20 protein-coding genes are annotated in these 25,316 nt (G+C 70.6%); 7 read left to right on the top strand and 13 right to left on the bottom strand.

Going from position 1 to position 25,316, the window contains the following annotated elements; all coding sequences use genetic code 11:
• Positions 1–15: 15 nt before the first annotated feature.
• Positions 16–1,293 carry a prolyl oligopeptidase family serine peptidase gene (locus tag ACFRFC_RS14960; protein ID WP_382680497.1) on the bottom strand — a complete coding sequence of 426 codons (1,278 nt, stop codon included), beginning with the start codon at positions 1,291–1,293 and terminating at the stop codon, positions 16–18.
• Positions 1,294–1,592: 299 nt separating this feature from the next.
• Between ACFRFC_RS14960 and ACFRFC_RS14955 the strand changes: the two genes are divergently transcribed.
• Positions 1,593–2,792 (top strand): sensor histidine kinase, encoded by a 1,200-nt coding sequence (locus tag ACFRFC_RS14955; protein ID WP_382680498.1) that lies wholly within the window; start codon positions 1,593–1,595, stop codon positions 2,790–2,792.
• A 32-nt stretch (positions 2,793–2,824) separates the two neighbouring features.
• Here ACFRFC_RS14955 and ACFRFC_RS14950 read toward each other — a convergent pair whose 3' ends face one another.
• The 6 genes from ACFRFC_RS14950 to ACFRFC_RS14925 all read right to left on the bottom strand — a co-directional run bounded on the left by ACFRFC_RS14950 (position 2,825) and on the right by ACFRFC_RS14925 (position 8,164).
• Positions 2,825–3,511 (bottom strand): response regulator, encoded by a 687-nt coding sequence (locus ACFRFC_RS14950; RefSeq protein ID WP_382680499.1) that lies wholly within the window; start codon positions 3,509–3,511, stop codon positions 2,825–2,827.
• A gap of 79 nt (positions 3,512–3,590) precedes the next feature.
• Entirely contained in the window at positions 3,591–4,433 is an 843-nt protein-coding gene (locus tag ACFRFC_RS14945) for an ABC transporter ATP-binding protein (RefSeq protein WP_382680500.1), read from the bottom strand.
• 24 nt (positions 4,434–4,457) lie between these two features.
• The gene (locus ACFRFC_RS14940) at positions 4,458–5,234 is read right to left on the bottom strand and encodes an ABC transporter permease (RefSeq protein ID WP_382680627.1); all 777 of its coding nucleotides are present in this window, start codon (positions 5,232–5,234) and stop codon (positions 4,458–4,460) included.
• Between the two features lie 5 nt (positions 5,235–5,239).
• Entirely contained in the window at positions 5,240–6,013 is a 774-nt protein-coding gene (locus ACFRFC_RS14935) for an ABC transporter permease (protein WP_382680501.1), read from the bottom strand.
• Positions 6,010–6,969, bottom strand: a complete 960-nt coding sequence (locus ACFRFC_RS14930; RefSeq protein WP_382680502.1) for an ABC transporter substrate-binding protein — start codon at positions 6,967–6,969, stop codon at positions 6,010–6,012. Before ACFRFC_RS14930 ends, ACFRFC_RS14935 begins: the two co-directional genes overlap by 4 nt.
• A gap of 430 nt (positions 6,970–7,399) precedes the next feature.
• On the bottom strand, positions 7,400–8,164 hold the full coding sequence (locus ACFRFC_RS14925; RefSeq protein ID WP_382680503.1) for a TetR/AcrR family transcriptional regulator: 765 nt from the start codon (positions 8,162–8,164) through the stop codon (positions 7,400–7,402).
• A gap of 432 nt (positions 8,165–8,596) precedes the next feature.
• Between ACFRFC_RS14925 and ACFRFC_RS14920 the strand changes: the two genes are divergently transcribed.
• Both ACFRFC_RS14920 and ACFRFC_RS14915 read left to right on the top strand, forming a co-directional pair.
• Positions 8,597–9,259, top strand: a complete 663-nt coding sequence (locus ACFRFC_RS14920) for an RNA polymerase sigma factor (RefSeq protein WP_382680504.1) — start codon at positions 8,597–8,599, stop codon at positions 9,257–9,259.
• On the top strand, positions 9,259–10,323 hold the full coding sequence (locus ACFRFC_RS14915) for a hypothetical protein (RefSeq protein ID WP_383112620.1): 1,065 nt from the start codon (positions 9,259–9,261) through the stop codon (positions 10,321–10,323). Before ACFRFC_RS14920 ends, ACFRFC_RS14915 begins: the two co-directional genes overlap by 1 nt.
• Before the next feature lie 278 nt (positions 10,324–10,601).
• Here ACFRFC_RS14915 and ACFRFC_RS14910 read toward each other — a convergent pair whose 3' ends face one another.
• On the bottom strand, positions 10,602–11,453 hold the full coding sequence (locus tag ACFRFC_RS14910) for a L,D-transpeptidase family protein (protein ID WP_382680506.1): 852 nt from the start codon (positions 11,451–11,453) through the stop codon (positions 10,602–10,604).
• Positions 11,454–11,619: 166 nt separating this feature from the next.
• On the opposite strand from ACFRFC_RS14910, the gene ACFRFC_RS14905 reads away from it, so the two are divergent.
• Positions 11,620–13,272, top strand: coding sequence for a methylmalonyl-CoA mutase (locus tag ACFRFC_RS14905; protein WP_382680507.1), 1,653 nt, complete (start codon positions 11,620–11,622; stop codon positions 13,270–13,272).
• On the opposite strand, the gene ACFRFC_RS14900 is transcribed toward ACFRFC_RS14905, so the two are convergent.
• The 3 genes from ACFRFC_RS14900 to ACFRFC_RS14890 all read right to left on the bottom strand — a co-directional run bounded on the left by ACFRFC_RS14900 (position 13,248) and on the right by ACFRFC_RS14890 (position 16,833).
• Positions 13,248–14,276, bottom strand: coding sequence for a class I SAM-dependent methyltransferase (locus tag ACFRFC_RS14900; protein ID WP_382680508.1), 1,029 nt, complete (start codon positions 14,274–14,276; stop codon positions 13,248–13,250). The genes ACFRFC_RS14905 and ACFRFC_RS14900 overlap by 25 nt on opposite strands.
• Before the next feature lie 190 nt (positions 14,277–14,466).
• The gene (locus ACFRFC_RS14895) at positions 14,467–15,666 is read right to left on the bottom strand and encodes an acyltransferase family protein (RefSeq protein ID WP_382680509.1); all 1,200 of its coding nucleotides are present in this window, start codon (positions 15,664–15,666) and stop codon (positions 14,467–14,469) included.
• 225 nt (positions 15,667–15,891) lie between these two features.
• Positions 15,892–16,833, bottom strand: a complete 942-nt coding sequence (locus ACFRFC_RS14890; protein ID WP_382680510.1) for a class I SAM-dependent methyltransferase — start codon at positions 16,831–16,833, stop codon at positions 15,892–15,894.
• A gap of 463 nt (positions 16,834–17,296) precedes the next feature.
• Between ACFRFC_RS14890 and ACFRFC_RS14885 the strand changes: the two genes are divergently transcribed.
• Both ACFRFC_RS14885 and ACFRFC_RS14880 read left to right on the top strand, forming a co-directional pair.
• Positions 17,297–18,814, top strand: a complete 1,518-nt coding sequence (locus ACFRFC_RS14885; RefSeq protein ID WP_382680511.1) for a hypothetical protein — start codon at positions 17,297–17,299, stop codon at positions 18,812–18,814.
• Between the two features lie 50 nt (positions 18,815–18,864).
• On the top strand, positions 18,865–21,198 hold the full coding sequence (locus ACFRFC_RS14880) for a glycosyltransferase (RefSeq protein ID WP_382680628.1): 2,334 nt from the start codon (positions 18,865–18,867) through the stop codon (positions 21,196–21,198).
• A 203-nt stretch (positions 21,199–21,401) separates the two neighbouring features.
• Here the strand turns inward: ACFRFC_RS14880 and ACFRFC_RS14875 are convergent, their stop codons facing one another.
• The gene (locus ACFRFC_RS14875) at positions 21,402–22,763 is read right to left on the bottom strand and encodes an alpha-2,8-polysialyltransferase family protein (RefSeq protein WP_382680512.1); all 1,362 of its coding nucleotides are present in this window, start codon (positions 22,761–22,763) and stop codon (positions 21,402–21,404) included.
• Positions 22,763–23,749 (bottom strand): glycosyltransferase family 2 protein, encoded by a 987-nt coding sequence (locus tag ACFRFC_RS14870; RefSeq protein ID WP_382680513.1) that lies wholly within the window; start codon positions 23,747–23,749, stop codon positions 22,763–22,765. Before ACFRFC_RS14870 ends, ACFRFC_RS14875 begins: the two co-directional genes overlap by 1 nt.
• Positions 23,750–23,947: 198 nt before the next feature.
• Here ACFRFC_RS14870 and ACFRFC_RS14865 point away from each other — a divergent pair, with 198 nt between their 5' ends.
• Entirely contained in the window at positions 23,948–25,300 is a 1,353-nt protein-coding gene (locus tag ACFRFC_RS14865; RefSeq protein WP_382680514.1) for a DUF6716 putative glycosyltransferase, read from the top strand.
• The last annotated feature ends 16 nt before the right edge of the window (positions 25,301–25,316 follow it).

Genomic DNA, 25,316 nt, shown 5'->3' with positions numbered 1-25,316 from the left:
GGTACGGGCGGTGGCTCAGCCGGTGTGGGTGGCGAGGAAGCCTGTGATGTGGCTCATGGTCTCCTCGGTGGACCAGGGCAGGACGCTCTCGCCGCCCTCGGACGCTGTGGCGGCGGGGCCGAAGGTCATGTCGCCGTGGCCCGCTCCGGTGAGGACCACTCGCTCGGCGTCGATGCCCTCTTCCGTGAGGGAGTTGAAGAGGTTCAGCGTCTGGCTGGGCGAGACGAGCGGGTCGGCGCTGCCGTGCATGAGGAGGAAGGGCGCCGTGGCGGACGAGATGTGGGTCGCGGGGTCGGCGGCGGCGACCTCACCGGTGTAGTCCTCGGTCGACTCGGTGGTGCCGGGACCGTAGACCCATTGGGCGGCGGCGTTGCCGGCCGCGTAGTTGGTGTCCTTGGCGGCCTGGTCGTAGTCGTCCGCGATCGTCGAGAGGTTGGCCGGACCGAACTCGTCGATGACCCCCTGGACGTCGCTGCTCTGGTCGAGATTGTCCCCGGCGTCATAGGTGTCGTCGCCGTTGGTGACGCCGGTCATGGAGGCGAGGTAGCCGCCGGCCGACTGGCCCCATACGAAGACATGGTCGGTGTCGATGTTGTAGGTGTCGGCGTTGGCGCGCAGGTAGCGGATCGCGGACTTCACGTCCGTCAGGGCGTCCGCGTAGGTGGCGCCGTCGACGGTGGTGCGGTACTGGATGCTGGCGACGGCGTAGCCCTGGTTGGTCACGTAGGTGCGCTGGTCGAGGTTGCCGGTGCGCTCGGCGCGCTGCCATCCGCCGCCGGTGATGTAGACGACGAGGGGGGTGGCCTCGGAGGACTCCTTGGGCGTCTGGAGGTCGAGCTTCAGCTCGGTCGGGGTGCCGTCGGTGGTCGGTGTGGCGTAGGTGAGGTCGTTGACGGTCGTGACCGCAGAGGTGTCGCAGGTGATGGCGGCGCCCTGGGGGTCGATGACCGTGCTGGTGCTGTTGTCGGTCTCCTTGATGCTGGTGGCCTCGCCGAGGCTCTGGGCTCCGTCGGGCATGTCGCTCGGCATGTCGCTCGGCATCCCCTCGGGCAGGTCGCCGCCTTGCGGTGCGGCCATTTCGGCGGTCGGGCACGAGGACGGTGACGCCGAGGCGGGCGGGGCGGCCGAGTCGTCCGAGGAGTCGTCGGAGGAGCAGGCGGACAGGGCCAGTGCGGTGACCAGGGTGAGGGCCGTGAGAACGGTGCCCTTCGCCCGGCGTCGTGGCTGGGCCTGTCGCTGTTGCCGTCGCTGTTCGGTGTCGAGGTTGGTGGGCTGGTCGTGTGCTGGCAGCACGGTTTCTCCTATGGGTCGGCGCGGGCAGCGGTAGTGAAACGGAGAAACGGAGATCGCATCTCCGTTTCCGTTCGCCTACTGTACATGAAACGGAGATTGGATCTCCGTTCTTGGGGTGGAGTGTCAGGGGTGCGGGTCGGGGGCGCGGGTCAGGGGTGCTCAAACTGCCGTCCGGGAACCCGTTCGCACGTCCCCCGGATGCCGTCACTCGCGCGTACGGTGTCCGCCGTACCGTGCCGCGTGGCCTACGTGGGCCGCCGTAGGGCCGAGGCGGGGCGGTGGCGCGTACGGTGAACGGCGTGAACTGTGGGGACGCGCTGGTTCGCGGGAAAAGACGGGCCGGAGGGACTCCGTTCCTTGTCGACGGGTCGCTGGCGGCTGTCTGCGCGGCCGTCGTCCACCCGGGATTCCTGGGCGAGGGCGTCCCGGCTTCGCTCGCGACGCCGCTCACCCTGTTCTCGGCGGCGCCGCTGACCGTGCGACGGAGACTGCCGCTGGCCGCACTGGCGATGACAACCGCCGGTTTCCTTGTCGCCCTCCTGTGGATGGGGGAGCCGGGACCGGGCATCGTGTGCTGTCTGGTGGCCCTGTACTCCGCGGCCGTGGCGGTCCCGCGCACCCGCGCGCTGATCGTCGGCACGGTCACCGCGATGGTGGTCCCGGTCGTCACGCTCGTGGTGACCGGGCGTCATTTCCTCGACCCGGCCAACCTCCTCCTGATCGCCTGGCTCGGCGCGGCCACCGCCATCGGTGATGCCGTCAGGAGTCGCCGCGCCTACATCCAGGCCATCAAGGACCGCGCCACGCGTGCTGAGCGGACCCGGGAGGCGGAGGCGTCCCGGCGGGTCGCCGAGGAGCGCCTGCGGCTTGCCCGCGAACTGCACGACATCGTGGCCCACAGCATCACGGTGATCAACTTCCAGGCCGGGGTGGCCGCCCAGCTGCTGCGCCGACAGCCCGACGCGGCCGAGGCGGCCATCGAGAACGTCATCACGGCGAGCGGCGCCACGCTCACCGAACTCGGCACCATGCTGACCGTCCTGCGCCGGCCCGACGGCGAGCCGTGCCCGCCGGAGCCCATGCCCGGTCTCGACCGCCTCGACGAACTCCTCGACGGCTTCCGGGCCGCCGGTCTGGCCGTCGATGTACAGCACGGCGGCGAGATCCTCGGTCTGAGCCCGGCCGTCAGCATGGCCGGCTACCGCATCATCCAGGAGTCACTGACGAACGCGCTCAAGTACGCCACGCCCCGGACCGCGACGGTCCGCCTGTCCCGCGCCGCACACCGGCTCCGGATCACGGTGGTCAACCCGGTGACCCGCGGGGTGGTCCGGGGGCCGTCCTCCCCGGCGTCGTCCCCGGAACGCCGGGGCACCGGTCGTGGCCTGCTGGGCCTGCGTGAACGGGCGGCGTCCGTCGGCGGTCGCCTCGACGTGGAGGAGGGCCGCGAGCGGTTCAGCGTGGACGCGTTCCTTCCCGCCCAGCGGACGGAACCCTGAACCGGAGAGTGGCCGGAATAACTGACTACTGGTCACCGATCTGCGGACGCAGGGCGGACGAGCCCGGTCTGATAGGCGAACACCACCAGCTGCGCCCGGTTCCGGGCCCCGAGCTTGGCCATGGCGCGGTGCACATGGGTGCGGACGGTCTGGCGGGAGATGATCAGGTGATCGGCGATCACCTCATTGGACAGCCCTTCGGCCACCAGCGCCACGATCTCCCGCTCACGGTCGGTGAGATCGGCCAGTTCCCCGAGCGTGGCGGGCGGCGGCCCGTCGGGCAGCGCGAGATACCTCGTGATCAAGGTCTGGGTGGCCTTGGGCGACAGCAGGGCCTCGCCGCGCGCCGCGACCCGGACGGCCTCCGGCAGTTCCGCGGGGCGCATCCCCTTCCCCAGAAAGCCGCAGGCCCCCGCCCGCAGGGCCGTCAGGATGTACTCGTCCACCTCGTAGGTCGTGAGAATCACGATGCGGACGCCGTCCAGCGCCGGATCCGAGGCGATCTCCCGGGTGGCGGCCAGCCCGTCCAGCTCCGGCATGCGGATGTCCATCAGCACCACATCCGGGGTGGTGCGGCGGACGACCTCGATGGCCTCGCGGCCCGTCTCGGCCTCGCCGACCACCTCCAGGTCGTCCGCCGTGTCGATCAGAATGCGGAATCCGCCGCGCAGCAGAGCTTGATCGTCGGCGAGGACCACCCGGATCGAGGCGTCGTTCATGCCGTCACCCTACGGCAAAACGGAGACTTCGTCTCCGGCTACGGCGGTGATCGGCGGGGCCGGTGACCGGTGACCGGGCTCAGCCGGCCCGGTCACCATGCCGGTCGGCGGCCGGTGCGGCTGCTGCGGGCCATGTCCTGGACGGGTCCGCCCGGACGGCTCGCTTCGCCGCCTGGATCTGCTCGTAGACCTGGGTCCGCAGTTCGGTGAAGCGAGGAGCGATACGGGTGTGCAGCTGATCGCGTTCGTCGGGCAGGTCGATGCGCAACTCGTCCTGTACGACGGTGGGTGACGCGGAGAGGACGATCACCCGCTCGCCGAGGTAGACCGCCTCGTCGATGTCGTGGGTGACGAACAGGATGGTGATCCCGCGCTCCTGCCACAGGGTGCGCACCAGATCCTCCAGATCGGCCCGGGTCTGGGCGTCGACCGCCGCGAACGGCTCGTCCATCAGGAGGACCCGGGGCTCGTAGGCCAGCGCACGGGCGATCGCCACGCGCTGCTGCATGCCGCCGGACAACTGCCAGGGATAGGCGTCGGCGGCGTCCGGCAGCCCCACCGACCGCAGGGCGTCGGTGACCAGCTCCCGGCGCCTCGCCCTCGGTATCCCCTTCTGCTTCAGGGGCAGGCCGACATTGTCGCCGACCTTCATCCAGGGGAAGAGGCTGCGCCCGTACTCCTGGAAGACGATCGCCATGCCGGGCGGTGGCCCGGTCACCGGTTCACCGGCGAGGAGCACCTGTCCCCCGGACGGTTCGAGCAGTCCGCCCATGCATTTCAGCAGGGTCGTCTTGCCGCAGCCCGATGGGCCCACCAGACAGACGAGTTCACCGGCCCGCACCGTGAAGGTGAGATCGCGGACCGCCTCCACCTGCCGGCCGGACCCCTGGTAGACCTTCCTCAGGCCATGTACATCGAGCATGGTGCGCCCTTTCACAGTGTTCACTCACGACCGCCGGGTGGACGCGCGCAGGCCGTGGTACCAGCCGAGCACCCGGCGCTCGGCGAACCGGAAGGCGAGGGAGAGCAGGAATCCGAGCAGACCCAGGAGCAGGATCCCGGTCCACATGTCGGGGATGGCGAAACCGCGCTGGAACTGCACCACGGTGAAGCCGATGCCGTTGTTCGCCGCGAACATCTCGCTGATGACCATGAGGATGATGCCGACGGAGAGGGCCTGGCGCAGGCCGGCGACGATCTGCGGACTCGCCGAGCGCAGCACCAGGTGGCGCAGCCGCCCGGCACCGCGGAGGTGATAGGAACGCGCCGTATCCAGCATGACCGGGTCGACCGCCCGTACGCCCTCCACCGTGTTGAGCAGGACCGGCCAGACGCAGCCGCTCGCGATCACCACGATCTTCATGGTGTCGCCGATGCCCGCGAACAGCATGATCACCGGAATCAGCACCGGGGGCGGCACGGCCCGCAGAAACTCCAGCACGGGCTCGCAGAAGGCCCGCACCCCGGGGTAGGAGCCGATGAGCGTGCCCAGGCCCACGCCCACGGCGGCCGCGAGCAGATAGCCGCCGGTCAGCCGCAGCACACTGGGCACCAGGTCGGCGCGCAGGCGCTCGCCGGTCCACACCGAGGGGAATGTCTCCAGGATCGTGCGCAGCGGCGGCCAGAACGGGTCGGTGCTCCCGTCCGAGGCCACCCACCACAGTCCCAGCAGCACCGCCGGCAGGCCCACCGCGAACAGCACATGTCGGGTCAGCGCCTTCACGGCCTTCACGACACGGCCTCCCCGCGTACGGACTGGTGCCAGGCCAGGGCCCGTCGCTCCACCGTCCGGGCACCGAGGTTGATCAGGAGCCCCAGGATTCCGGTCACCGTGATCAGCGCGTACATGTCGGGCACGGCCTGCGACGCCTGGGCGACGGCGATCAGTGAGCCCAGTCCCGGTGCCCCGATGACCAGTTCCGCCGTGATGGCGAGCACCAGGGCGACCGCCGCGGCGAGCCGGATGCCGGTCATGACGTAGGGCAGGGCCGTCGGCCAGGCGACGTACCGGATACGGGCCCAGGTCCCGAGCCCGTACGACCGTGCCGTCTCCTCGGCGACGGGGTCCACGTCCTGGACGCCGTACAGCACCTGGAGGAGCACCTGCCAGAACGACGCGTACACCACCAGCAGCAGCACCGAGCGCAGTTCGGAGCCGTACAGCAGCACCGCCAGCGGGATCAGTGCCACGGACGGGATGGGGCGCAGGAACTCGATCGTCGACGCCGTCACGTCCCGCAGGAGCGGTACGAGGGTGATGAGCAGACCGCACAGGATGCCCGCGCCCGACGCGATCCCCAGGCCGATCACCCAGCCGGTCAGCGTGTCCCCGAGTGCCGACCAGAAGGCGGCGTCGCCGAGTTCCCCGCCCAGCGCGCCGGCGATCCTGCTGGGCGGCGGGAAGTGGTCCGTACTGACGAGACCGAGCCGTGGCACGGCCTCGCCGACGGCGAGGAAGGCCGCGAGCCCAGCCGCCCCGAGGGTGAGGTGGGGACGGTTCACGGCAGCAGCTCGTCCAGGTCGGGGGCGGTCTTGAACAGACCGTCCTGCTCGCCGAGTCGCTCCAGCCTCTGCACCGAGGACCGGCTGATGTCCGCCGGCCACTTCGGGAGCGTCATCTCCGCCAGGACGGACGCCGGGATCTCCGTGTACGTGGAGACGATGTCGCGGACCTCGTCCGGATGGCTGTTCGCGTAGGCCAGCGCCTCCGCGGTGGCCTGCTGGAACTTCTCCACCACCGCGGGGTTCCGCTCCGCGTACTCCTGCGAGGTGAAGTACAGGGCGACGGTGAGGTCCTCGGCCACGTCCACGTAGGGTGACGCGAGCTGCACACCCCCCTGGTCCAGCATGGTGGTCAGCGCGGGCTCGACCGCCATCGCGGCGTCCACCTGGCCCTGTTCCAGGGCGGCGGGCATCTGGTCGAAGGCCAGTTCCACGAACTTCACCTTCGACGGGTCGCCCCCGGCCTTGCGCACGGACTCGCGGACCGAGGTGTCGAGGATGTTCTTGAGTGTGTTGACGGCAACCGTCCTGCCCTCCAGGTCCTTCGCGGACTTGAGGGAACCGCCCTCCTTCACGACGAGCGCGCCGTAGTCCTCGCCGTCCACGCCGGTGGTCGCCACACCGCCCGAGACCGCCTTCACCTGTACGCCGTTGCTCTGCGCGACCATCAGCGACGTCGTGTTGCTGAAACCGAACTGGAACTGGCCGCTCACCACGCCCGGCACGATGGCCGAGCCGCCCTGCGCCGTGGTCATCGTGATGTCGAGACCGTGCTTCTCGTAGATCCCCTCCCGCTCGCCGAGATAGAGGGCGGCCACGTCGACGATCGGAATGACTCCGACGTTGACTTCGGTGATGCCGTCGCCGTCGGGCGCGGAGCCGGCGGAGTCGCCGGATCCACAGGCGGTGGCGCCGAGGAGGAGGGCGGCGGCGATGCCGGCCAATGGTCGCTGCATGGTCTGTCCTTTCGCGGGCCGGGCCGTCGCCGAGCGATTCCGGCCGGTCCGCACGCAAGGGAATGTGTCGGGGAGAAAGGTGAGGGGTCACCACATGGCGTCGGGTTCGACCTGCCAAAGGTGTCGTCCGCCGCCCACCCACACATCCCCCGGGCACCGTCACTGGCCCGTACGACCTCTGCCGTACGCGGGGTGAGCCGTACGGTCGGGGTGGTATCCGTGCAAGGGCCCGGATGCCGGGGCGGCGGTGTCGGCGATCGGTCGTGCGACCGCACAGCCGTGCGACCGCACAGCCGTGCGGCCGGAGGCGGGCATGCCGACGACTCCGCCCGCGTTGATCAGGTCGACCGTGGCCGTGAGTGCGGTCCGTGGCCGTGAGGGCGGAAGGCTGAAGGAGCCGCCGTCAGGAGCCGGACACGGGGAGTTTCCTTCAGTCGCCCAAGGGGCCCGGGACGTCAGCGCCCGGTGACGCCGGTCCGGTCCTCTTCGCTCGCCGCGCGTCGAACCGCTTGCCGTACTCCGCGCCGGGCAGCGGTTCCGCGCGCTCGGGCCCTGCTCGCAACCCGTCCAGCAACAGCCTCAGATAGCGCCGCCACAGCTCCGGCTCCCCGCTCCGCTCGGTCACCGCGGTCAGCATCTGCTGGATCACGACCAGGTCCCAGGGCTCGGCGTCCGCGCGCAGAACGCCCTGCTCCTTGGCCCGCTCGACCACGAAATCGACGTTTCGCCTGATCTGCTCCTGGTGCCGCAGCCCCGCCGACGCCACCCGGTCGCTCTGGAGCACGACCTCGCGCAGGCCGCGGTCGAGCGCCTGTAGTTCGGCCACGCGCTCAAGACTGACCGTCAGCCCGCGCCAGGCGTCGGTGTCCTCGGCCCCCTCCCGGGTGGCCTCCTCGACCCGCGCAAACATGTCGTCGACGAGTTCGTCGATCAGGGCCTGCTTGTTGGGGAAGTGGCGATAGGCCGTCCCCACTCCGAGCCCGGCCTGGCGGGCGACGTCGTCCAGGGTTGCCTTCAGGCCGCGATCAGCGAACACCTCGCGGGCGGCGGCCAGGAGCTTGCGGCGGTTCAGCTCGCGATCGCGCCGCGGCTTGGGCGTGCGGGCTCCGCCGGAGGTGCCGGAGGCTTCGGAGGTGCCGGAGGCTTCGGCCGCACCGGCGGCACTGGCTTCGCCGGGTGTGGAGGGGGCCGCCATGCAGAGATCACACCTTCGCCGTCGTCGTCACGCATCCTGCCGCTGACGGGAGATCGTATCTCCGCGTACGCCGGGCCGCGGGAGCCCGCGGGGCGTGGACACCGCGGGGCGTGAACACCGCGGAGACGGCCGAGGCCGCCACCCCCCACAGGAGAGGCCCCGGCCGTCGCGCGGTACGGGCCGCGCGGCGGCCCGTACTACCTTCAGCGCCATAGGTGCGTTTTCTGTCACACCCCACCTCGTCACGAGTTAGTTGCATCTTTTACGGTCATGGACGGGGAGCGGTTTCAAGACGTAACGTGCCATTCGCGCCGAACGCCGAGCACCGAAGGCCAAGAGGGGCGACGGACCAGGGGACCCACCGACCGACCACGACGGCAAGCACCCGTACCGCAAGCGCGGCACGGGTCCAGGCGCAGAGAGGGCGCGCGTGTGCTGGGGGACGACGCCGAGCTGACTGCCTCCGTGCTTGCGGCACAGAACGGGGACGAGACCGCGTTCCGGACTGTGTACCGCACGGTGCACCCGCGGCTGCTCGGATACATACGCACACTCGTCGGCGATCCCGACGCCGAGGATGTGGCCTCCGAGGCATGGCTCCAGATAGCGCGCGATCTGGAACGCTTCAGCGGGGACGCCGACCGGTTCCGTGGCTGGGCCGCCCGGATAGCCCGTAACCGCGCGCTGGACCACATACGTATGCGGGGCCGCCGCCCCGCGATAGGCGGCGACGAGGCCGAACTGACCGGCAGACCGGCCGACTCCGACACCGCGGGCGAGGCCATCGAGGCCCTCGCCACCGACCGCACCCTCTCCCTCATCGCCCGGCTGCCGCAGGACCAGGCCGAGGCCGTCGTCCTGCGGGTCGTCGTGGGACTCGATGCCAAGACCGCCGCCGAGACACTCGGCAAACGCGCGGGCGCCGTCCGCACCGCCGCTCACCGGGGGCTCAAGCGGCTCGCCGAACTCATCGGCGACGATCCGGAATCGGCCGCCGCCCTCGACGCCCTCCCCGCCCAGCGGGAACCGCACCATCGTGCGGTGACGTCCGCGAGTGTGACGCATTCGCGATCGCGGACGCAGAAGGACATGTGATGGCCGACGAGCACTTCAGATGGCTGGACCGCGAAACGGTGGAGCGCCTGCTGCGCGGGGAGCCTCTGGAAGCTCTCGACGACGACGCCCGCGACCAGGCCGACCGGCTCGCCCAAGCACTGGGCTCACTGTCCGTGCCCACCCCTCTGACCAGCGACGAACTCCCCGGCGAGGCCGCGGCGCTGGCCGCCTTCCGCAAAGCGCGCGCCGATCTCGGCGAGGCCGACTGTCCCTTCACCGGCGATCTCGCCGCCCCGCGCGCCTCCGACGCCGGGCTCATCCGGATCGGCGGCCGTTCGCGCCGGGGCGGTACGGCGGCCCGCGGGGATTGCGATCCGGTGCCGCGCCGGGGCCGTCAGCTGCGGCTCGGCCTGGCCGCCGCGCTGGCCGTCGTGATGATCGGCGGCATCACCGCCGCCGCCGGAACCGGAGTGCTGCCGACGCCGTTCGACGACAAGGTCGACCCGGGCCCCGCCGCCACCGTCCCGGCCCAACCACCCACCGGCACCCCGCCGCCCACGCCCTCCCCGACGCCCGGCGACCCCGACGCCGACCCCCAGCCGGGCAGCGGGCCCTCCACCGCCCCGTCCGCCCCCGCGGCGGACACCGTCCCGGACAGCGACACCCCGTCCGGAGACAGCAGCGCGGAGCAGGAGGAGACGAAAGAGACGAAAGAGACGAAAGAAGAGAAAGAGAAGAAGGAGGAGAAGGAGAAAGAGGACAAGAAGGAGGTGAAGGAAACAAAGGAGGCGAAGGAAGCGAAGAAGGTGAAGGAGGTGAAGGAGACGAAGGAAGCGAAGAGCGCGGACGGTGTCGTCGGTATGTCCCAGAAGGCCGACGGTGACGGAGAAACCGGCCGCTGGGGCACGCAAGCCGACCGCAGCGCGCCGTCACCGGCCGCGCAGGGCATCGAGCGGGAGGCCGAGCAGCGGCGCGGCGAGTCCGGCGCCGGTGAATCGGCCTCAGCCTCGACCCCGGTGTCAGCCTCGGGCACGAGCCCCGCCTCGGGCACGAGCCCCGCCTCGGGCACGAGCCCCGCCCCCATCGCCGTAGCGTCACCCTGACAACGCTGTCGGTCGACCCGCACAACCTTGAGAACCCCCTCCCTCCCCCTCCCTGACCTGCGATTTCACGGTGGAGAAAAGTTTCTTCTCGCACGGTGTGACACTTTCGGGCCGGGTGACGCAGTAGTAGGTGAGCCGACTGGTCATCGGCCCTTTGCACAGTGCCGGGGTTCCCCCCGTACCTGCGGCACGTGCACTCGGCGCGGGCGGGACACGTTCCCCCGGTCCCGTCCGCGCCCCATCTCCCCCCCCCTGGCCCCGCCCCCGCCCCCTCGGCGTCACCAGTGGACGACGACCTTGTCCCCGTTCCTCACCTGCGTGAACAGGTCGGCGATCAGCTTCTCGTCCCGGACGTTGACACAGCCGTGCGAGGCGCCCGCGTAGCCCTGGGCGGCGAAGTCGGACGAATAGTGGACGGCCTGGCCGCCGCTGAAGAACATGGCGTACGGCATAGGGGAGTCATAGAGCGTCGACACATGGTCGCGGGACTTCCAGTAGACCTGGAAGACACCTTCGCGGGTCGGGGTGTACTCCGCGCCGAACCGCACCTCGGTGGTCGTGACGGTCCGTCCGTCCACCATCCAGCGCAGTGTGCGGCTGGCCTTGCTGACGCACAGCACCCGTCCGGTCAGACAGCGCGGGTCGGGCGCGTCCGGCTCCTGGCCGCCCATCAGATACAGCTCCCACTGTCCGGGCTCCTTGGTCATGCCCAGCAGCCGCTGCCAGGTGACGGTGTCCGTCTCGCCGGTGGGCGGCAGCCCGCGCTTGTCCTGGAAGCCCTTGACCGCGCGCTCGGTCAGATCGTCGTACGTCCCCGTCGGCCCGTCGAAGAGCCAGGCGACCTGGCGCAGCCGGGCCTGGAGTTCGCGCACGTCACGGCCGGTGTCCCCGCGGGTCCACAGGGCGGGGGCGGGGGCGGCGGCAGGGGTTCGCTCGGGGGATGCCGAAGGGGTGGGCGGTGAAGGGGCGGGCGGTGAGGCGGCCCCGGGGCCGGGGCTGGTGCGGGTGACATCGACGCGTTCCGGGGACACCGGTTTGCCGTCCGCGCCCTGCGTCTGGACGGTGCACGCCCCGACCGACGTCAGCACCACCACCGCGGCGAGTGCCCGCCCCCTGCCGTACCTCCGCATGTGCGGCCCTTTCGTTCGCGTGCGTCAGCCGTGGACCCGGTTGGGTGCCTTCCGTGTCACCTGAGATGTTCCCCGCACACGACAGGTTGCGAACGGCACGGCATCGTGGGGAGGGCAGAGGACCACGCTTCTGGCGGTGGGAACACGAGCACGGCGGAGGCACACCATGGCACGCGAGGCGGAACGGGAGCCGGCACGCGAGGTGGACCGGGCGACGGCACCTGAGGTGGACGGAGAGACGGTACGTGAGTCGGAGTCCGGACTGCCCATCGAACCGGTGTACGGCCCGGACGTCCTGACCGGCTGGGACCCGGCGGTACGGCTGGGGGAGCCCGGCGCGTACCCCTTCACGCGCGGGGTGTACCCCACGATGTACACGCGCCGCCCCTGGACCATGCGTCAGTACGCGGGCTTCGGTACGGCGGCGGAGTCGAACGCCCGCTACCGGCGGCTGATCGCCCATGGCAGCAGCGGACTGTCGGTGGCGTTCGACCTGCCCACCCAGATGGGATACGACAGCGACGCCCCGCTCGCCCGTGGCGAGGTCGGCAAGGTGGGCGTGGCGATCGACTCGATCGAGGACATGCGGGTCCTGTTCGCCGGTATCCCGCTCGGCGAGGTCTCCACCTCCATGACGATCAACGCCCCGGCGGCGCTGCTCCTCCTGCTGTACCAGCTGGTCGCCGAGGAGCAGGGCGTCCCCGCGCACCGGCTGACCGGCACGGTCCAGAACGACGTACTGAAGGAGTACATCGCGCGGGGGACGTACATCTTCCCGCCGAAGCCGTCGCTGCGGCTGACCGCCGACATCTTCCGGTACTGCGGGACCGAGCTGCCGAGGTGGAACACCATCTCGATCTCCGGCTACCACATGGCCGAGGCGGGCGCGTCACCCGCGCAGGAGATCGCGTTCACGCTGGCCGACGGCATCGAGTACGTGCGGACGGCGGTCGCGGCCGGGATGGGCGTCGACGACTTCGCGCCGCGCCTGTCCTTCTTCTTCGTGGCGCGTACGACGCTGCTGGAGGAGGTCGCCAAGTTCCGCGCGGCGCGGCGGATCTGGGCGCGGGTGATGCGGGCGGAGTTCGGGGCGCGCGACCCGAGGTCGATGATGCTGCGCTTCCACACCCAGACGGCCGGGGTGCAGCTGACGGCCCAGCAGCCGGAGGTGAACCTGGTCCGGGTCGCCGTACAGGCGCTCGGGGCGGTGCTCGGCGGCACCCAGTCGCTGCACACCAACTCCTTCGACGAGGCGATCGCGCTGCCGACGGACAAGGCGGCCCGGCTGGCGCTGCGGACCCAGCAGGTGCTGGCGTACGAGACGGATGTGACGGCGACCGTGGACCCGTTCGCCGGGTCCTACGCCGTCGAGAGCCTGACGGACGCCGTGGAGGCCGCCGCGCTGGAGCTGATGGCGAGGGTCGAGGACCTGGGCGGTGCGGTGTCCGCCATCGAGCACGGCTTCCAGAAGTCCGAGATCGAGCGCAGCGCCTATCGCATCGCCCAGGAGACGGACGCCGGTGAGCGGGTGGTGGTGGGCGTCAACCGGTTCGCCCTGGACGAGGAGGAGCCGTACGCCCCGCTCCGCGTCGACCCCGCCATCGAGACCCACCAGACCGAACGCCTCGCCCGCCTCCGCGCCGACCGCGACTCCCACGCGGTGACCTCGGCCCTCACCACCCTGCGCCGCACCGCCGAGGGCACCGGCAACGTCCTGCCCCCGATGAAGACCGCCCTGCGGGCGCGGGCGACGGTGGGGGAGGTGTGCGGGGCGCTGCGGGAGGTTTGGGGGAGCTATGTGCCGCGCGAGGTGTTCTGAGGTGGGGTGAGCGGTTCCCGGCGGGGTGCGCGCGGTGTTCGGGCCCTGCGGATCGCCCGGGTGACCAGTGGGGGCAGCAGGTCGTGGGCGAGGCGGCGGGCGCGGTGGTGGGGGGTGGGGGCCGGGTTGCGTTGCCGGGGGAGCGTCTCCGCCGGGGGTGCGGGCTCCGGCTCGGGGTGGCGGGACGGGGGGAATGAGGGGGCGGTCAGGGCGGGGCGGGACTTGAGGCGGATCAAGCGGTGGCCGGCCGCCTGCTGGATGCTCAGGTCGCAGTCCTCGCGGGCCCGCACCATCTCCAGCAGCGCGTCCTGCGCGGGCTCGGGGTCGCCCCAGGTGCCGTACAGCTTCTGGGTGGTCAGGCAGATCGGGTGCAGGCCGCGGCTGAGCACCGCCTCCCAGGCGGCGACGGAGACGCCGGGGGTGTGCTCGGAGCGGAAGTCGTCGAGGACGACGATCCCGTCGGGGAGCAGTACGTCCCGGGCGGCGCCGATGTCGCCGTGCACGTGCTCGTACAGATGAGAGCCGTCGATGTGCACGAAGCGGCAGCTGGCGGGGGCGACCTCGCCGGGGACGAGTGAGCTGGGGCCCTGGAGGACGCGGGGCAGTTCGTCGTGGAAGGCGAGGTAGTTCGACTCGAAGGCCCGGCGGCTGAGGGAGCTGTACGACTTCACCGACTCGGCCCGGTTGGCGCCGTCGGGGGCGTCACCCCCGAACAGGTCGCACACCGTGTACCGCTCGCCCTCCTGCCGGTGCCGGCCCAGGAAGATCGCGCTCTTGCCCATGAACACCCCGACCTCCAGGAGGTCCCCGCGCAGGCCACCGGCCTCCTGGCGGTGCAGGAACCAGTCGAAGAGCAGCTGGTCCAGGGGCGGGAACCAGCCCTTGACGTCGTCGAGGCGGTGGGGTGGCGGGGGAGAGGCAAGGGTGCCTGGGGTGCCGGGGGTGGGGGCGGTGGTGCCGGGGGTGGTCGGGTGCGGTCGGGTCGCGCCTTGTACAGCGGTCATCGGGGGGAGTACTTCCTTGAGCGTGGGCGTGCTGATGGATTTCTCAGCCTCTGCCCAGGCAGCTCACAGAAAACCGACCGATGGGTGAACAGTGCTGCAATGTCTCCACTCGCCCAGGGAAACTCCATGGTCGGGTGGCCCATGAGCCGGCCTCATCCGTCACACTTCCCGGCGGTCATCGGCCGCCCGCTCAGCGCGCCCGGGTGAGCACTCCCCGCAGCCACGGGGTCATCCGCTGCTCGACATACCGGTACATCAGCCAGGCGAGCAGCAGCATCGACCCCAGCGTGGCCGCCAGCGTCAGCCAGGACGGCAGGCCGAGATCCTGGTGCAGAACCTTGATGACCACCCAGCCCAGATGCTCGTGGACGAGGTAGAAGGGGTACGTCAGCGCGCCCGCGACCGTCAGCCAGGGCCGGCCAGCCCAGTTCAGCCAGCCGAGCGCGATGGCGAGGACCGCGAGGAAGCCGAGGGTGACGATGAGGACGATGACGGAGGCCGAGCGGTAGGAGAACTCGTCGACGCGGTGTGCGCGCCACAGGTTGGCGACGGCGTAGTGCTGGCCGGTCAGCCAGCTCACCGCGACGATGCCCCAGGCGAGGGCGTCCCGGCGGTCGCGGTACAGCAGATAGATGCCCATGCCGCCGATGAAGAAGGGCGCGTACTCGGGCATCAGCAGCAGCGTGAGGAAGGGTTCGTCGGCGGCCTGCGCGAGGACCGCCGCCAGGGTCCACACCGCGCAGAACAGCACCACCCGGCGCCGGGTGACGCCCGGCAGTACCAGGCACAGGGCGAACAGCGCGTAGAAACGGATCTCCACCCACAGCGTCCAGTCGACGCCGAGCACCCGGTGTGCGCCCACCGGCTCCTGGAGGAGCGTCAGATTGACCAGCGCCTCGCTCGGCGTCACCGCCTCGTACATCACGGCGGGCAGCGCGAACACCGCCGTCACCAGGACGACGGCCACCCAGTACGCGGGCAGCAGCCGGGAGGCGCGCGAGGCGAAGAACGACTTCAGCGGCCGTCCCCAGCCGCTCATGCAGATCACGAACCCGCTGATCACGAAGAAGATCTGCACGCCGAGCGGGCCGTAGGCGAACCATGAGTGGAGCGTGGGGAACTGCTCCTGGGCCGACGACCCCCAGGCACGGGTCACCTCACCGCCGCGACCGCCGTAGTGATAGAGCGCCACCATCAGCGCGGCCAGCAGCCGCAGCCCGTCCAGGGCGCGCAGCCGGCCGCCGCCCTTGCCCGCGGGGCGCGGCGGGCCACCGGAGACGCGCGACGGCGCGGGCGGGGGCGGGGCGGCTGGGGCGGTTGGGGCGGGTGGGGTGGCTGGGGTGGCTGGGGCGGTTGGGGTCTTGGCTGTGCTGACGACCGTCTCGGTCACGCTCGCATACCTCGGCTACCTCGGATCCGTCCATATCATGTGACGCCGCGAGTCACCTTAGGACGCGTGTTGACGTCAATCCGTTCGATAGTGGCGGGGTTTGCCTGTTTGTTTTCAGTAGTTCACCTCGATGCCGGAGCGAGGCCGGGTTCACCGCGGCAGGAGAGCGCGTACATCACAAGATCGCCCCCCAAGCCGCCCCAATCACCCCTCAAGCCGCCCCGATCACCCCGCCCGCAAGAACGCCGACCGGGCCGCCTTCCCCAGGTACGTGAACCGGGTCTCGCCGGTCAGGTGTCTGTCCAGGGCGTCCTTGATGCCGGGCCAGCGGGGGTCGCCGTAGTCGTCGAGGACGACGACCCCGCCCGGGGCCGCTATCTCCTCGGCCCACTGGAGATCGGCCAGCACCCCCTCGGTCGAGTGGTCGCCGTCCACGACGATCACCCCGTACCGGCGGTCGGACACCGCGGCCCGGGTCTGCGGGTCCTCCGAGAAGCCGCGCTGGATCCGGGCGTTCACGCCCGCCGGACCCGCGAGGGCGAGATTGGCGCGCGCCGCGTGCTCGTCGACCGGCGTGCCCGTGGGGTCGTCGCTGCGGGTGGTGCCCGGCTGGAGCTGCACCCCGGCGAACGGGTCCACGATCGTCACGCTCGGGCTGCGGCCGTCGCGCTCCAGCATCCGGATCAGACCGGCGGAGAACATGCCGTACAGCGTGCCGATCTCCAGGACCTCGTCGTTCGGCGGGTCGAGCAGCGGAATGGTGCCGAGCTTGCCGCAGATGTTCATGGTGCCGCCCGCGACCCGGCCCACGCCCAGCGACTCCAGGGCGATCAGCAGCCGGTAGGCGGCGGCGACATTGCGCTCGGCGGCGGCACGGTCGCCGCCCAGCTCGGCGACCTCGGCGTACAGCCGGTTGAGATGGGTGTGCACGACGATGCGGCTGATGCCCCGCGCCCGCTTGCCCAGCAGCAGGTCGAGAGTGAGCTGAAGCTGCTTCAGCTCGTCCAGTTCGCGCCGCAGCCGGGCGACGTCCGTACGGCTGTGCTCGGCGGCGGCGCCGGCGACGGCCGAGCGGACCCGCCGCTCGATGCGCTGGTCGATCAGATCGGCGACGGGGCGCAGCACCCGCCGGGAGACCGAACTGCGGAGCAGGGAACGGCTTTTCATGGAACCGATGACCTCGATCGCATCGCGGGAGGGGAGACGAGAGCTGACGGGAGCGGGGCAGGAAAGGCTAGGCCCGTGCCGTTCGAACGTACGGCCCAGCGCAGTGGCCGTTCAGATAACTTCTGCCGAACGCACCATGGCGGGAAGGGAAGCATGAGGGGTGCGGGCCAGAGTGTCCGCTGGTCACGGGGTCGCCATGCTCATGGAGAGGGCGTAACCCTTCTCGGCGGGCTGATCATACGATTTGCTATCCGGTTTCGCGTAGTTCACCGCAGCGTTGCCTTGGTTTCTTACCGTGCCCCGACCTTCCTCTTCGCGTGGGCGGACATCCATCCGCCGTCATTCGCCTGTCCACAGTTCGTCATATCCACAGTTCGCCGTATCCAGAGTTCGTGATTTTCCAGAATCCGCCCCATCCAGAGTCCGCCCCATCCAGAGTTCGCATATCCAGAGCAGGAGCACCATGACGAGGGTTCGCAGCAGATGGGCACGCCCCAGGATCGGGGGCCTGGCGTCCGCGCCCGCCGACGCCGAACCGCCGAGTGCCCAGATCACCCCGGCCGAGCTGGACGACTGCCTGCGCGCCTGCGCGGTGCACAGCGGCAAGCTCGTCGGCAGCCTCGACTCCCGTCGTATCGCCCTGGCCGAGAAGCTGCGCGAACTGCTGGCCGCCTGGGCCTCGCAGTCCCAGGCCGCACCCGCCGCGCCGGGCGCCGGCGGACTGCTCCGGCGCGGGGTGAAGGCAGCCTCCGGCTCCGGCCCCGGCTCGATCTCCAACGAACTGCTCGACGCCCTGCTCAACGTCGGCAACAAGGCGGTGGACGCCGGTTACGACGACGAGCTGAACCTGGCCCTGCTCATCAGCGACACCGTCCTGACCCAGCGCAAGAACTCCCGCGCCGGCTGGCGGCTGCGCGGCCGGCTGCTGGAGGCCATGGGCCGTCCCGCCGAGGCGGCCGACGCCTTCGACCGCTACCTCGGTCTGACCCAGGACGACGGCTACGGCGTCGCCGCCCGCGTCTCCGGCATCCGCACGGCCCTCGACCGCCGCGCCAAGCTGCTCGCCCTGCTCCAGCGCACCGCCCCCGAGGCCGGCCGCTTCTCCGACCGCCCCGCCACCGACGTATGGGCGGAAGGGCTCGCGGCCCACGCCGCCGGGGACTGGGACTCCGCGCAGCCCCGCCTTGTCGGCGCCCTCCTCGCCATGGACCGCACCGAGGCCGCCGAGCCGGACTTCCAGGAGGCGCTCAGCCACTACCTGGACCTGTGCACCCGCAGCCACACCCGGCCGACGCCCGAACACACCGAGGCCATCGGCCTGTACGCCGAGGCCCGCCGGGTCCGGATGCGCGGCCCGGTCGTCGACCCGCTCTTCGAGGGCGTGCAGTGGATCAGCCTCGGCGAGTTCCGCAATCTGGTCGCCGGGAAGTCCATCTGCCTGATCGCCAACTCCGCGAAGGTCGGCGACAGCGGCATGGGCGCCGAGATCGACTCCTACGACCTGGTGCTGCGCTTCAACTCGTACCGCATCGACCCGGTGCACACCGGCAAGAAGACGAACATCCATGTCTCCATCCACAAGCACGCCTTCAACTGGGACAAGCCGGTCGACATCCGCCTGATCACCGGCGGCTCCTCGTCCGACTGGAAGTACTCGATGCGCAACAAGCTGGTGGCCGGCGCGCAGAAGTACATCTGCGACGAATCGCTGCGCTGGCCGGTCCGCAGCATCGGCGGCTGGACCTCCGAGCAGCTCTCCGGCATCCCGACCTCCGGCTTCAATATGCTCTGGCTGCTCGACTTCCTCGACGTCAGCCCCACCCTCGACCTGATCGGCTTCGACTTCTACGAGAGCGGCGCCTACCGCGTCCCGGAGGCGATGAAGCTGCCGATCACCAATGTCCACGAATACGGCAGCGAGAAGGCATGGGTCATGGAACGGGCCCAGCGCGTCTCCGGCATGAGGACTTCCCTGCGATGACCACCCCCCCGATAGCCGCCGCACCCACCCAGCCGGCGGCCCGCACCGCCATGGCCCCGTCCGCCGGCTCCGCCACCGCGGGCTCCGCCGCCGGGTCCGCCGCCGCCCTCACCGGCAAGCGGCGGATCGCCTTCGCGAGCTTCGTGGACGAGAACTACCTGCCCGGTTTCCTCGTCCTGCTGCGCTCGCTCGCGCTGTCCAACCCGGAGGTGTGCGAGGACTTCATCGTCCTGCACGACGACCTCAAGCCGTCCTCCGTGGCCCGCATCCGCGCCCTGCACCCGCGCGTGATCTTCCGCCGGGTCGCCGCCGACCACTACGACTCGTACCAGAAGGGCGACCAGGACAACTACCTGGTCCGCAAGGCGTACTTCATCCTCGACGTCTTCAGGATCCGCGACTACGACACCGTCGTCACCCTGGACACCGACATGGTGGTCCTGGGCCCGCTCAAGGAACTCCTCGCACTGCGCCGGGGCCTCGCGGCCGTCCCGCAGTTCTTCTACGGCGACAAGTCCCGCATGCTCAACAGCGGACTGCTCGTCATCCAGAAGGAATACCTCACCGACGCGTTCTGCGCCCGCCTGGACGAGATCGGCCGCAGCGGCGCCTACGAACTCGACAAGCACGACCAGGGCATCCTCAACGCCCTGCTCGACGGCGACTTCGTGGACCTCGACCCCAAGTACAACTTCGTCAAGCGGCGCCTTTCCGGCGACCTGCCGGTCCCCGACGACACCGCGATCCTGCACTTCACCGGCCGCCACAAGCCCTGGCAGGGCGGCGAGGCCGGCTACGGCCAGGCCCAGGAGCGCTGGCGCGAGTTCGACATCAGCGACGCCGAACTGCACGCCGCCTACGTCTCCCGGCCCGGCGTCCACCACCACGACCTGCTGGTGCACTTCGCCACCCCGCACGTCCGGCGCACCGGCGATGTCGACATCGCCCGCCGCCTCGCCCTCGCCCACATCGGCGCCGGCGACTACCAGTCGGCCGTGGACGTCCTGGAGCAGGTGCACATCCCCATCGACGAGGCGTGGCCGCACGAGGTCTACGGCCACGCCCTGATGAGCGTCTCCCGCTACGACGAGGCCGACGCCCAGCTGCTGCTGGCCACCGCCGCGCCCAACCGCGCCGCCACCGCCTTCGCCCGGCTCGCCCAGATCTCCTGGGTGCACGGCGAGGACGCCACCGCCCGTACCTACGCGCTGGCCGGCCTCACCGTCGACCCCACGCACCGCGCCAGCCGCCTCTGGCACCAGCGCACCACCCAGGTGCCCACCCAGCAGCAGGGCAGCGCCGACCAGCAGCTCGCGCACGTCGCCTTCTACATGGACCGGCAGGGCAACGCCGGTGACAAGCTGCTCCCGGAGAGCGTCCGGCTCGCCTTCGACCCCGACACCACCACCCGGCGCTGGCACTCCGTGCACGCCCACCGGCTGTTCGACGAGGCCGCCCTGGAGCGGGTCAACGCCCGGCGCGGACTGGTCATCGGCGGCGGCGGCCTGTTCATCCCGGACACCATGCCCAACGGGAACAGCGCCTGGCAGTGGAACGTCCCGGACGACCTCCTGGAGCGCATCGACGTCCCCATCGCGGTGTACGCGGTCGGCTTCAACGCCTTCGACGGGCAGTCCTACCGCGCCCAGCGGTTCCGCGAGTCGCTGCGCAAGCTGGTCGAGCGCTCCGCCTTCTTCGGGCTGCGCAACCACGGCTCCATAGAGAAGGTGCGCGGCATGCTCCCCGCGCACCTGCACGACAAGGTCCGCTTCCAGCCCTGCCCCACCACGGTCACCCGGCAGCTCGTCGACGACTGGCAGGACCCGCTGGTCCGCGACGACACCATTCTGCTCAACGCCGCCTACGACCGCGCGGGCCTGCGCTTCGGCCACGACTACGGCTACTTCCTCGCCCAGATGGCCCGCGCCGTCAAGGACCTCGGCGCGCTCGCCGAGGTGAGTTGCGTCGCCCATTCTCTAGACGACGAGAAGCTCGCCTTCGACCTGCGCCGCGAGCACGGCATCTCGCTGCCGGTCATCCCGATGTACGACTTCGACAACGACGAGATCCGCGATCTGTACGCCCGCACCCGGCTGGTCATCGGCATGCGCGGCCACGCGGGCATGATCCCGTTCGGCTGCGGCACCCCCATCATCAGCCTGATCTCGCACCCGAAGATGGCGTACTTCCTGCGCGACATCGACCGGCCCGAATGGGGCGTCTCCGTGCACGACCGCGACCTCGCCGCGCTGCTCGTGGAGCGCTCCCGCGAGCTGCTCGCCGACCACGCCAAGACCGTCGCCGACGTGCACGGCCGCCAGCAGGAACTGTGGAAGGTGACCCAGGCCAACGCCGCCGACCTGCGCGCGATTCTCGGCAGCTGACCGGTGACCGTACTCACCCCCGCAGCCCCCGCAGCCACCGTGCCGCAGGGGCGGCGGGGGCGTCCGGGAGGTCCGGGCCGCTCCCGGCTGTGATGGCTGGCCAGGCCCTGATGAACGCGGCGGGCGGCGGCGGGAATGCCGAGGTGGGTGGATCCCCGGCCGTCAGATCCACCCACCCAGGTGCCCGTCCAGTACACCGGGGTTCAGCTGTGCATCCTCTTCTTCAGCTGCCGTGCCTTGCGCACCACCCGCCGTGCGGTCGAGGAGCGGGGCAGGAAGGACAGCCGTTCCGGGATACCGCCCGGCAGGCCCAGCGCGGTCAGCCGGCGCCGTCTGAAGTAGACCAGGGTGCGCGGCCCGTAGTGCTGCTCAAGGAATCGTTCGGCCGGTGCCCGCAACTCCGGGTAGATCTGCGGCTGCATCGTGAAGCTTATGGTGCTGATCAGCCCTTGCAGCAGCTCGGCCGGCAGCGTCCCGGCGTCCTTCCCGTCCGCCAGCCCCGGCACCAACGCGTGCGCCAGCGCCACCGGCACCCGGTTGCTGTTCTGGAACGGGGCCAGCCGCTCCAGCAGCAGTTCCGTGCCGATCCGGGCGACGGGCAGGTCGTAGAGGGCGGACGCGGTGAACAGTGCCGTCGAGAAGCAGCCGACGACCAGGGCGGGCCGGGCCTTCTCGTAGAGCACCTCGGCGAGCACCGGGGTGTCGACCACGGTGAGCTGGACGCCGAGCCTCTCCGCCTCGCTCTCCAGCGCGTGGCCGTAGCTCGCGGGGGCGGTCGGGTGGGGCTTGAAGACGATGGAGCGGTGGCCGCGTTCCACGGCCCCGCGCATCATCCGCACATGGAGGTTCTCCTCCTCGGCGGGGGAGAGGATGTTCAGCGCGGACAGATACTGGCCGAGCAGCAGCGCCGTGTTGTCCGGTACGGCGGGCAGCTCACCGGCGGTCAGCTCGCTCAGCACCTTCACGAAGGCCGCGGTCGGCACCGTCTCGGCAGGCACCCCGAACTCGGTCAGCAGTATCGGCTTCAGCCCCGGCACCAGATCCAGATGCAGCAGCCGCCGCACCCGGGTGCCGACCAGCGGGTCGATCTTGTTGCGGGTGGGCCCGTAGCTCATCAGCCCGTCGGCGTAGACATGGATGGGGGCGCCGGTGAAGATCTGGGCCAGCGACAGCGCGGGGTTGACCTGGATCGACTCCATGACCAGGGAGACCCGGTCGCTCTCCATCCCCCACAGCAACCGGAAGTACCGCTCCAGCAACGGCATGTCGTCCAGCCGCGGCGCCCACGCCCCGGGGTGGAAGGGCCGGATCGCGTCGTTGAAGGACAGCACCTCGTCGAAGTGCGGGCGCAGCGACTCGAAGCCCGGCATCTCGTCCACGCTCGGCGTGGTCTCCGGGGTCGCGGCGTTGTTGAAGACCAGCAGCACCCGGCGGTCGGGCTCGCTGAAGCAGTCCGACTCGATGGCGGCGGCGAGGGTGGCGGCGCCGTAGAGCGTGGAGACACAGAAGATCTGCGTGGTACGGGAGTTCTCGGGCGTACCGGAAGCCTGCGTCGTACGGGACATCACGCCGCCGCCTTAGCTGAGGTGACCCGGCGCCGCAGTCGGCGCAGCTTGGTCGAGCGGTTCAGGTCCATGGTGTCGAGGACGTCCCCCAGCATCTCCTGCGGCATCCGCTTTATCGCCGCCGCGCTCAGCACCCGCAGCTGCTTGGCCACCGGCGGCTCGAACTTCTCGATCTCCGAGAGATGGTGGGCGATGATCGCCAGATAGGTGCGCACCGCCTTGGGCAGCAGCTTGGCGGCGTCGCGGTCGGCGGACGTCTCCTCGATGACCTCGTCGAAGGCCCGGATGAAGTCGAGCTGGCGGACGTCACCGATCTGGGTGAGCGAGCTGGCCACCCCGCGGCGGTAGAAGACGCCCAGCAGATTGACCACGGCGAAGGACTGCGCCTCCCGGTGCAGCTGCCAGATCCACGGCCGGTCCTCGGCGGTGCGCAGCCCGTGGGTGAAGTGCAGCAGGCCCTTGTCCAGCAGCCGGCGGTGGTAGGCGCCGGCCCAGGCGTAGGCGTAGTCGACGGACGTGGTGCGGTCGGCCGGGAGGATCGCCTCGCGGGGGTCCAGCACCTCGCCCCGCAGGCCCACCGGCACCCGGTGCACGGAACGGGCACGCGCCTTGGCCTGCACATGATCGGTCCGGATGAAGTCGCAGCCCAGCCCTTCCAGGGCGCCGACCAGCTCGCCCAGATAGCCGGGGGCCAGCCAGTCGTCACCGTCCAGGAAGGTCAGATACTCGCCGGTCGCGGCGTCGAGGCCGGTGTTGCGGGCGGTGGCGAGCCCGCCGTTCTCCTGGTGGCGGATGAATCTCACCTGGGCGACGGCCGAGAGGTCATCGGCCGCGCGTTCGAGAATCGCCGGAGTCTCGTCCCGGGAGCAGTCATCGACAAGAATGAATTCGAAGTCACTCCTGGCGTTCATATGAAGACTTCGGAGGGTGTCCGGGGCATATTGCTGCACGTTGTAGAACGGCACGATCACGGAAAGCTTTGGCACCCGCGAAATCCTAGAAGGCGGCCCCGCTGGTGAACTTTCCGGTTGGGGTACAGAGGGTGAACTCAATGTGTCGGAACAGTGCATCCCGTGTACTTTCTCGACTCTGACGAGCCAGTTCGTCTTTCGGTGGGCTGCTGTTAACTTTTTGTTGAGTCGTGGTTGGGCCGCAACTAGGAATTGCTTCCTACGGTCTTGGGCGTGCCACCAAGTACAACGAAGGCCCCCCGGATCGCCGTACTCGCGGACTCGGACACCCGATGGAAATGGGGTGCCCTGACCGCGCGCCGTATCGCCCCCGGCCCGTCCATGGAAACCGCAGCCGGTGACGGCTCGCAAGTCTCCCCCGCCCTCGACGGCTATCTGCTGCGCGGCCGGGCCACCCCCACCCCGCGCCAGCTCGCCGAGGTCGGCGTGCCCGCCGACTCGCTGCGCGAGGTCACGGCTGTGGAATTCCTGAGAATCATGGCCCGGGAGAGATACGACGTCCTGGTCCTCTCCCTGGTCGGCGGCGGCGTCCAGGCGATGCTGCACGGCCTGAAGCGGATCTGGGAGGACCACCGCCAGCGGCCCGTCGTCGTCACCGGCTATGTCGGCGTCGTCTACGAGAAGCTCACCGACGGCCTGCTGCTGCGGCACGGCGCCGACCTGGTCCTCGCCAACTCCCGCCAGGACGCCGAGCGCTTCCGGGCGGTGTACGAGGGGGTGGGCGCCGATGCCTCCGCGGTGACCGAGGTGGCCCTGCCGTTCCTGGGCGGCGCCCCCTACACCTGCGACCACGACCACCCGTACACCGTCGTCTTCGCCGCCCAGCCCTCCGTACCGGAGAGCCGCCGGGACCGCGCGTATCTGCTGGAGCGGCTGGCCGGGCACGCGCGGCTGCACCCGGACCGTGAGGTGCTGCTCAAGCTGCGCTCCAAGCCCGGCGAGCACACCACCCACATCGAGGAACACCCGTACCAGAAGCTGGCCCAGCGGCTCGGGGAGCTGCCCGCCAACTTCCGGCTGGTGTACGGCAACATGGGCGAGGTCCTGGACCGCAGCGACCTGCTGGTCACGGTCAGCTCGACCGCCGCGCTGGAGTCGCTGCACCGCCGCATCCCCACCGTCGTCCTCACCGACCTCGGCGTCCGCGAGCCGCTCGGCAACCACCACTTCGTCGGCTCCGGCTGCCTCGCCTCCTGGGACCAGCTCGACGCCGGGCACCGGCCCGCCCCGGAACCGGACTGGGTGGCCCGGCAGGGCGTGGCGGCCGACGGCTCCTACGCGACCGCGTTCGACGCCGCCCGCGAGCGGATCGGCAAGCTGCTCGCCCGGCCCGGCGGGCTCGCCCCGCTCACGCCGTACTACACCCCGGCGACCGCGCCCGGCTATCTGCCCGGCATCCTCGCCCGCCACCACCTCGGCCCCGACGGCACCCCGCTGCCCGGCGCCCCCGCGCACGACAAGGACCCCGGACCGGTCCGGCAGATAGTGCGCCGCGCCGCACGCGGCGCCTACCGGCACGGCGTCCAGCGGGTCGCTCCCGTCATCCGGCGGATGGGGGAGCTGTGAGCCGCACCGAAGGGGA

Origin of the sequence: Streptomyces sp. NPDC056734 (assembly GCF_042790455.1) — a bacterium.
Lineage (GTDB): Bacteria > Actinomycetota > Actinomycetes > Streptomycetales > Streptomycetaceae > Streptomyces.
This window is presented reverse-complemented; position numbering and strand designations above follow the sequence as displayed.

Excerpts from the sequence above, each read along its gene's own strand:
- ACFRFC_RS14950 (WP_382680499.1), bottom strand. The coding sequence starts at position 3,511 with ATGAACGACGCCTCGATCCGGGTGGTCCTCGCCGACGATCAAGCTCTG.
- ACFRFC_RS14945 (WP_382680500.1), bottom strand. The coding sequence starts at position 4,433 with ATGCTCGATGTACATGGCCTGAGGAAGGTCTACCAGGGGTCCGGCCGG.
- ACFRFC_RS14930 (WP_382680502.1), bottom strand. The coding sequence starts at position 6,969 with ATGCAGCGACCATTGGCCGGCATCGCCGCCGCCCTCCTCCTCGGCGCC.
- ACFRFC_RS14925 (WP_382680503.1), bottom strand. The coding sequence starts at position 8,164 with ATGGCGGCCCCCTCCACACCCGGCGAAGCCAGTGCCGCCGGTGCGGCC.
- ACFRFC_RS14915 (WP_383112620.1), top strand. The coding sequence starts at position 9,259 with ATGGCCGACGAGCACTTCAGATGGCTGGACCGCGAAACGGTGGAGCGC.
- ACFRFC_RS14910 (WP_382680506.1), bottom strand. The coding sequence starts at position 11,453 with ATGCGGAGGTACGGCAGGGGGCGGGCACTCGCCGCGGTGGTGGTGCTG.
- ACFRFC_RS14905 (WP_382680507.1), top strand. The coding sequence starts at position 11,620 with ATGGCACGCGAGGCGGAACGGGAGCCGGCACGCGAGGTGGACCGGGCG.
- ACFRFC_RS14900 (WP_382680508.1), bottom strand. The coding sequence starts at position 14,276 with ATGACCGCTGTACAAGGCGCGACCCGACCGCACCCGACCACCCCCGGC.
- ACFRFC_RS14890 (WP_382680510.1), bottom strand. The coding sequence starts at position 16,833 with ATGAAAAGCCGTTCCCTGCTCCGCAGTTCGGTCTCCCGGCGGGTGCTG.
- ACFRFC_RS14885 (WP_382680511.1), top strand. The coding sequence starts at position 17,297 with ATGACGAGGGTTCGCAGCAGATGGGCACGCCCCAGGATCGGGGGCCTG.
- ACFRFC_RS14880 (WP_382680628.1), top strand. The coding sequence starts at position 18,865 with ATGGCCCCGTCCGCCGGCTCCGCCACCGCGGGCTCCGCCGCCGGGTCC.
- ACFRFC_RS14875 (WP_382680512.1), bottom strand. The coding sequence starts at position 22,763 with ATGTCCCGTACGACGCAGGCTTCCGGTACGCCCGAGAACTCCCGTACC.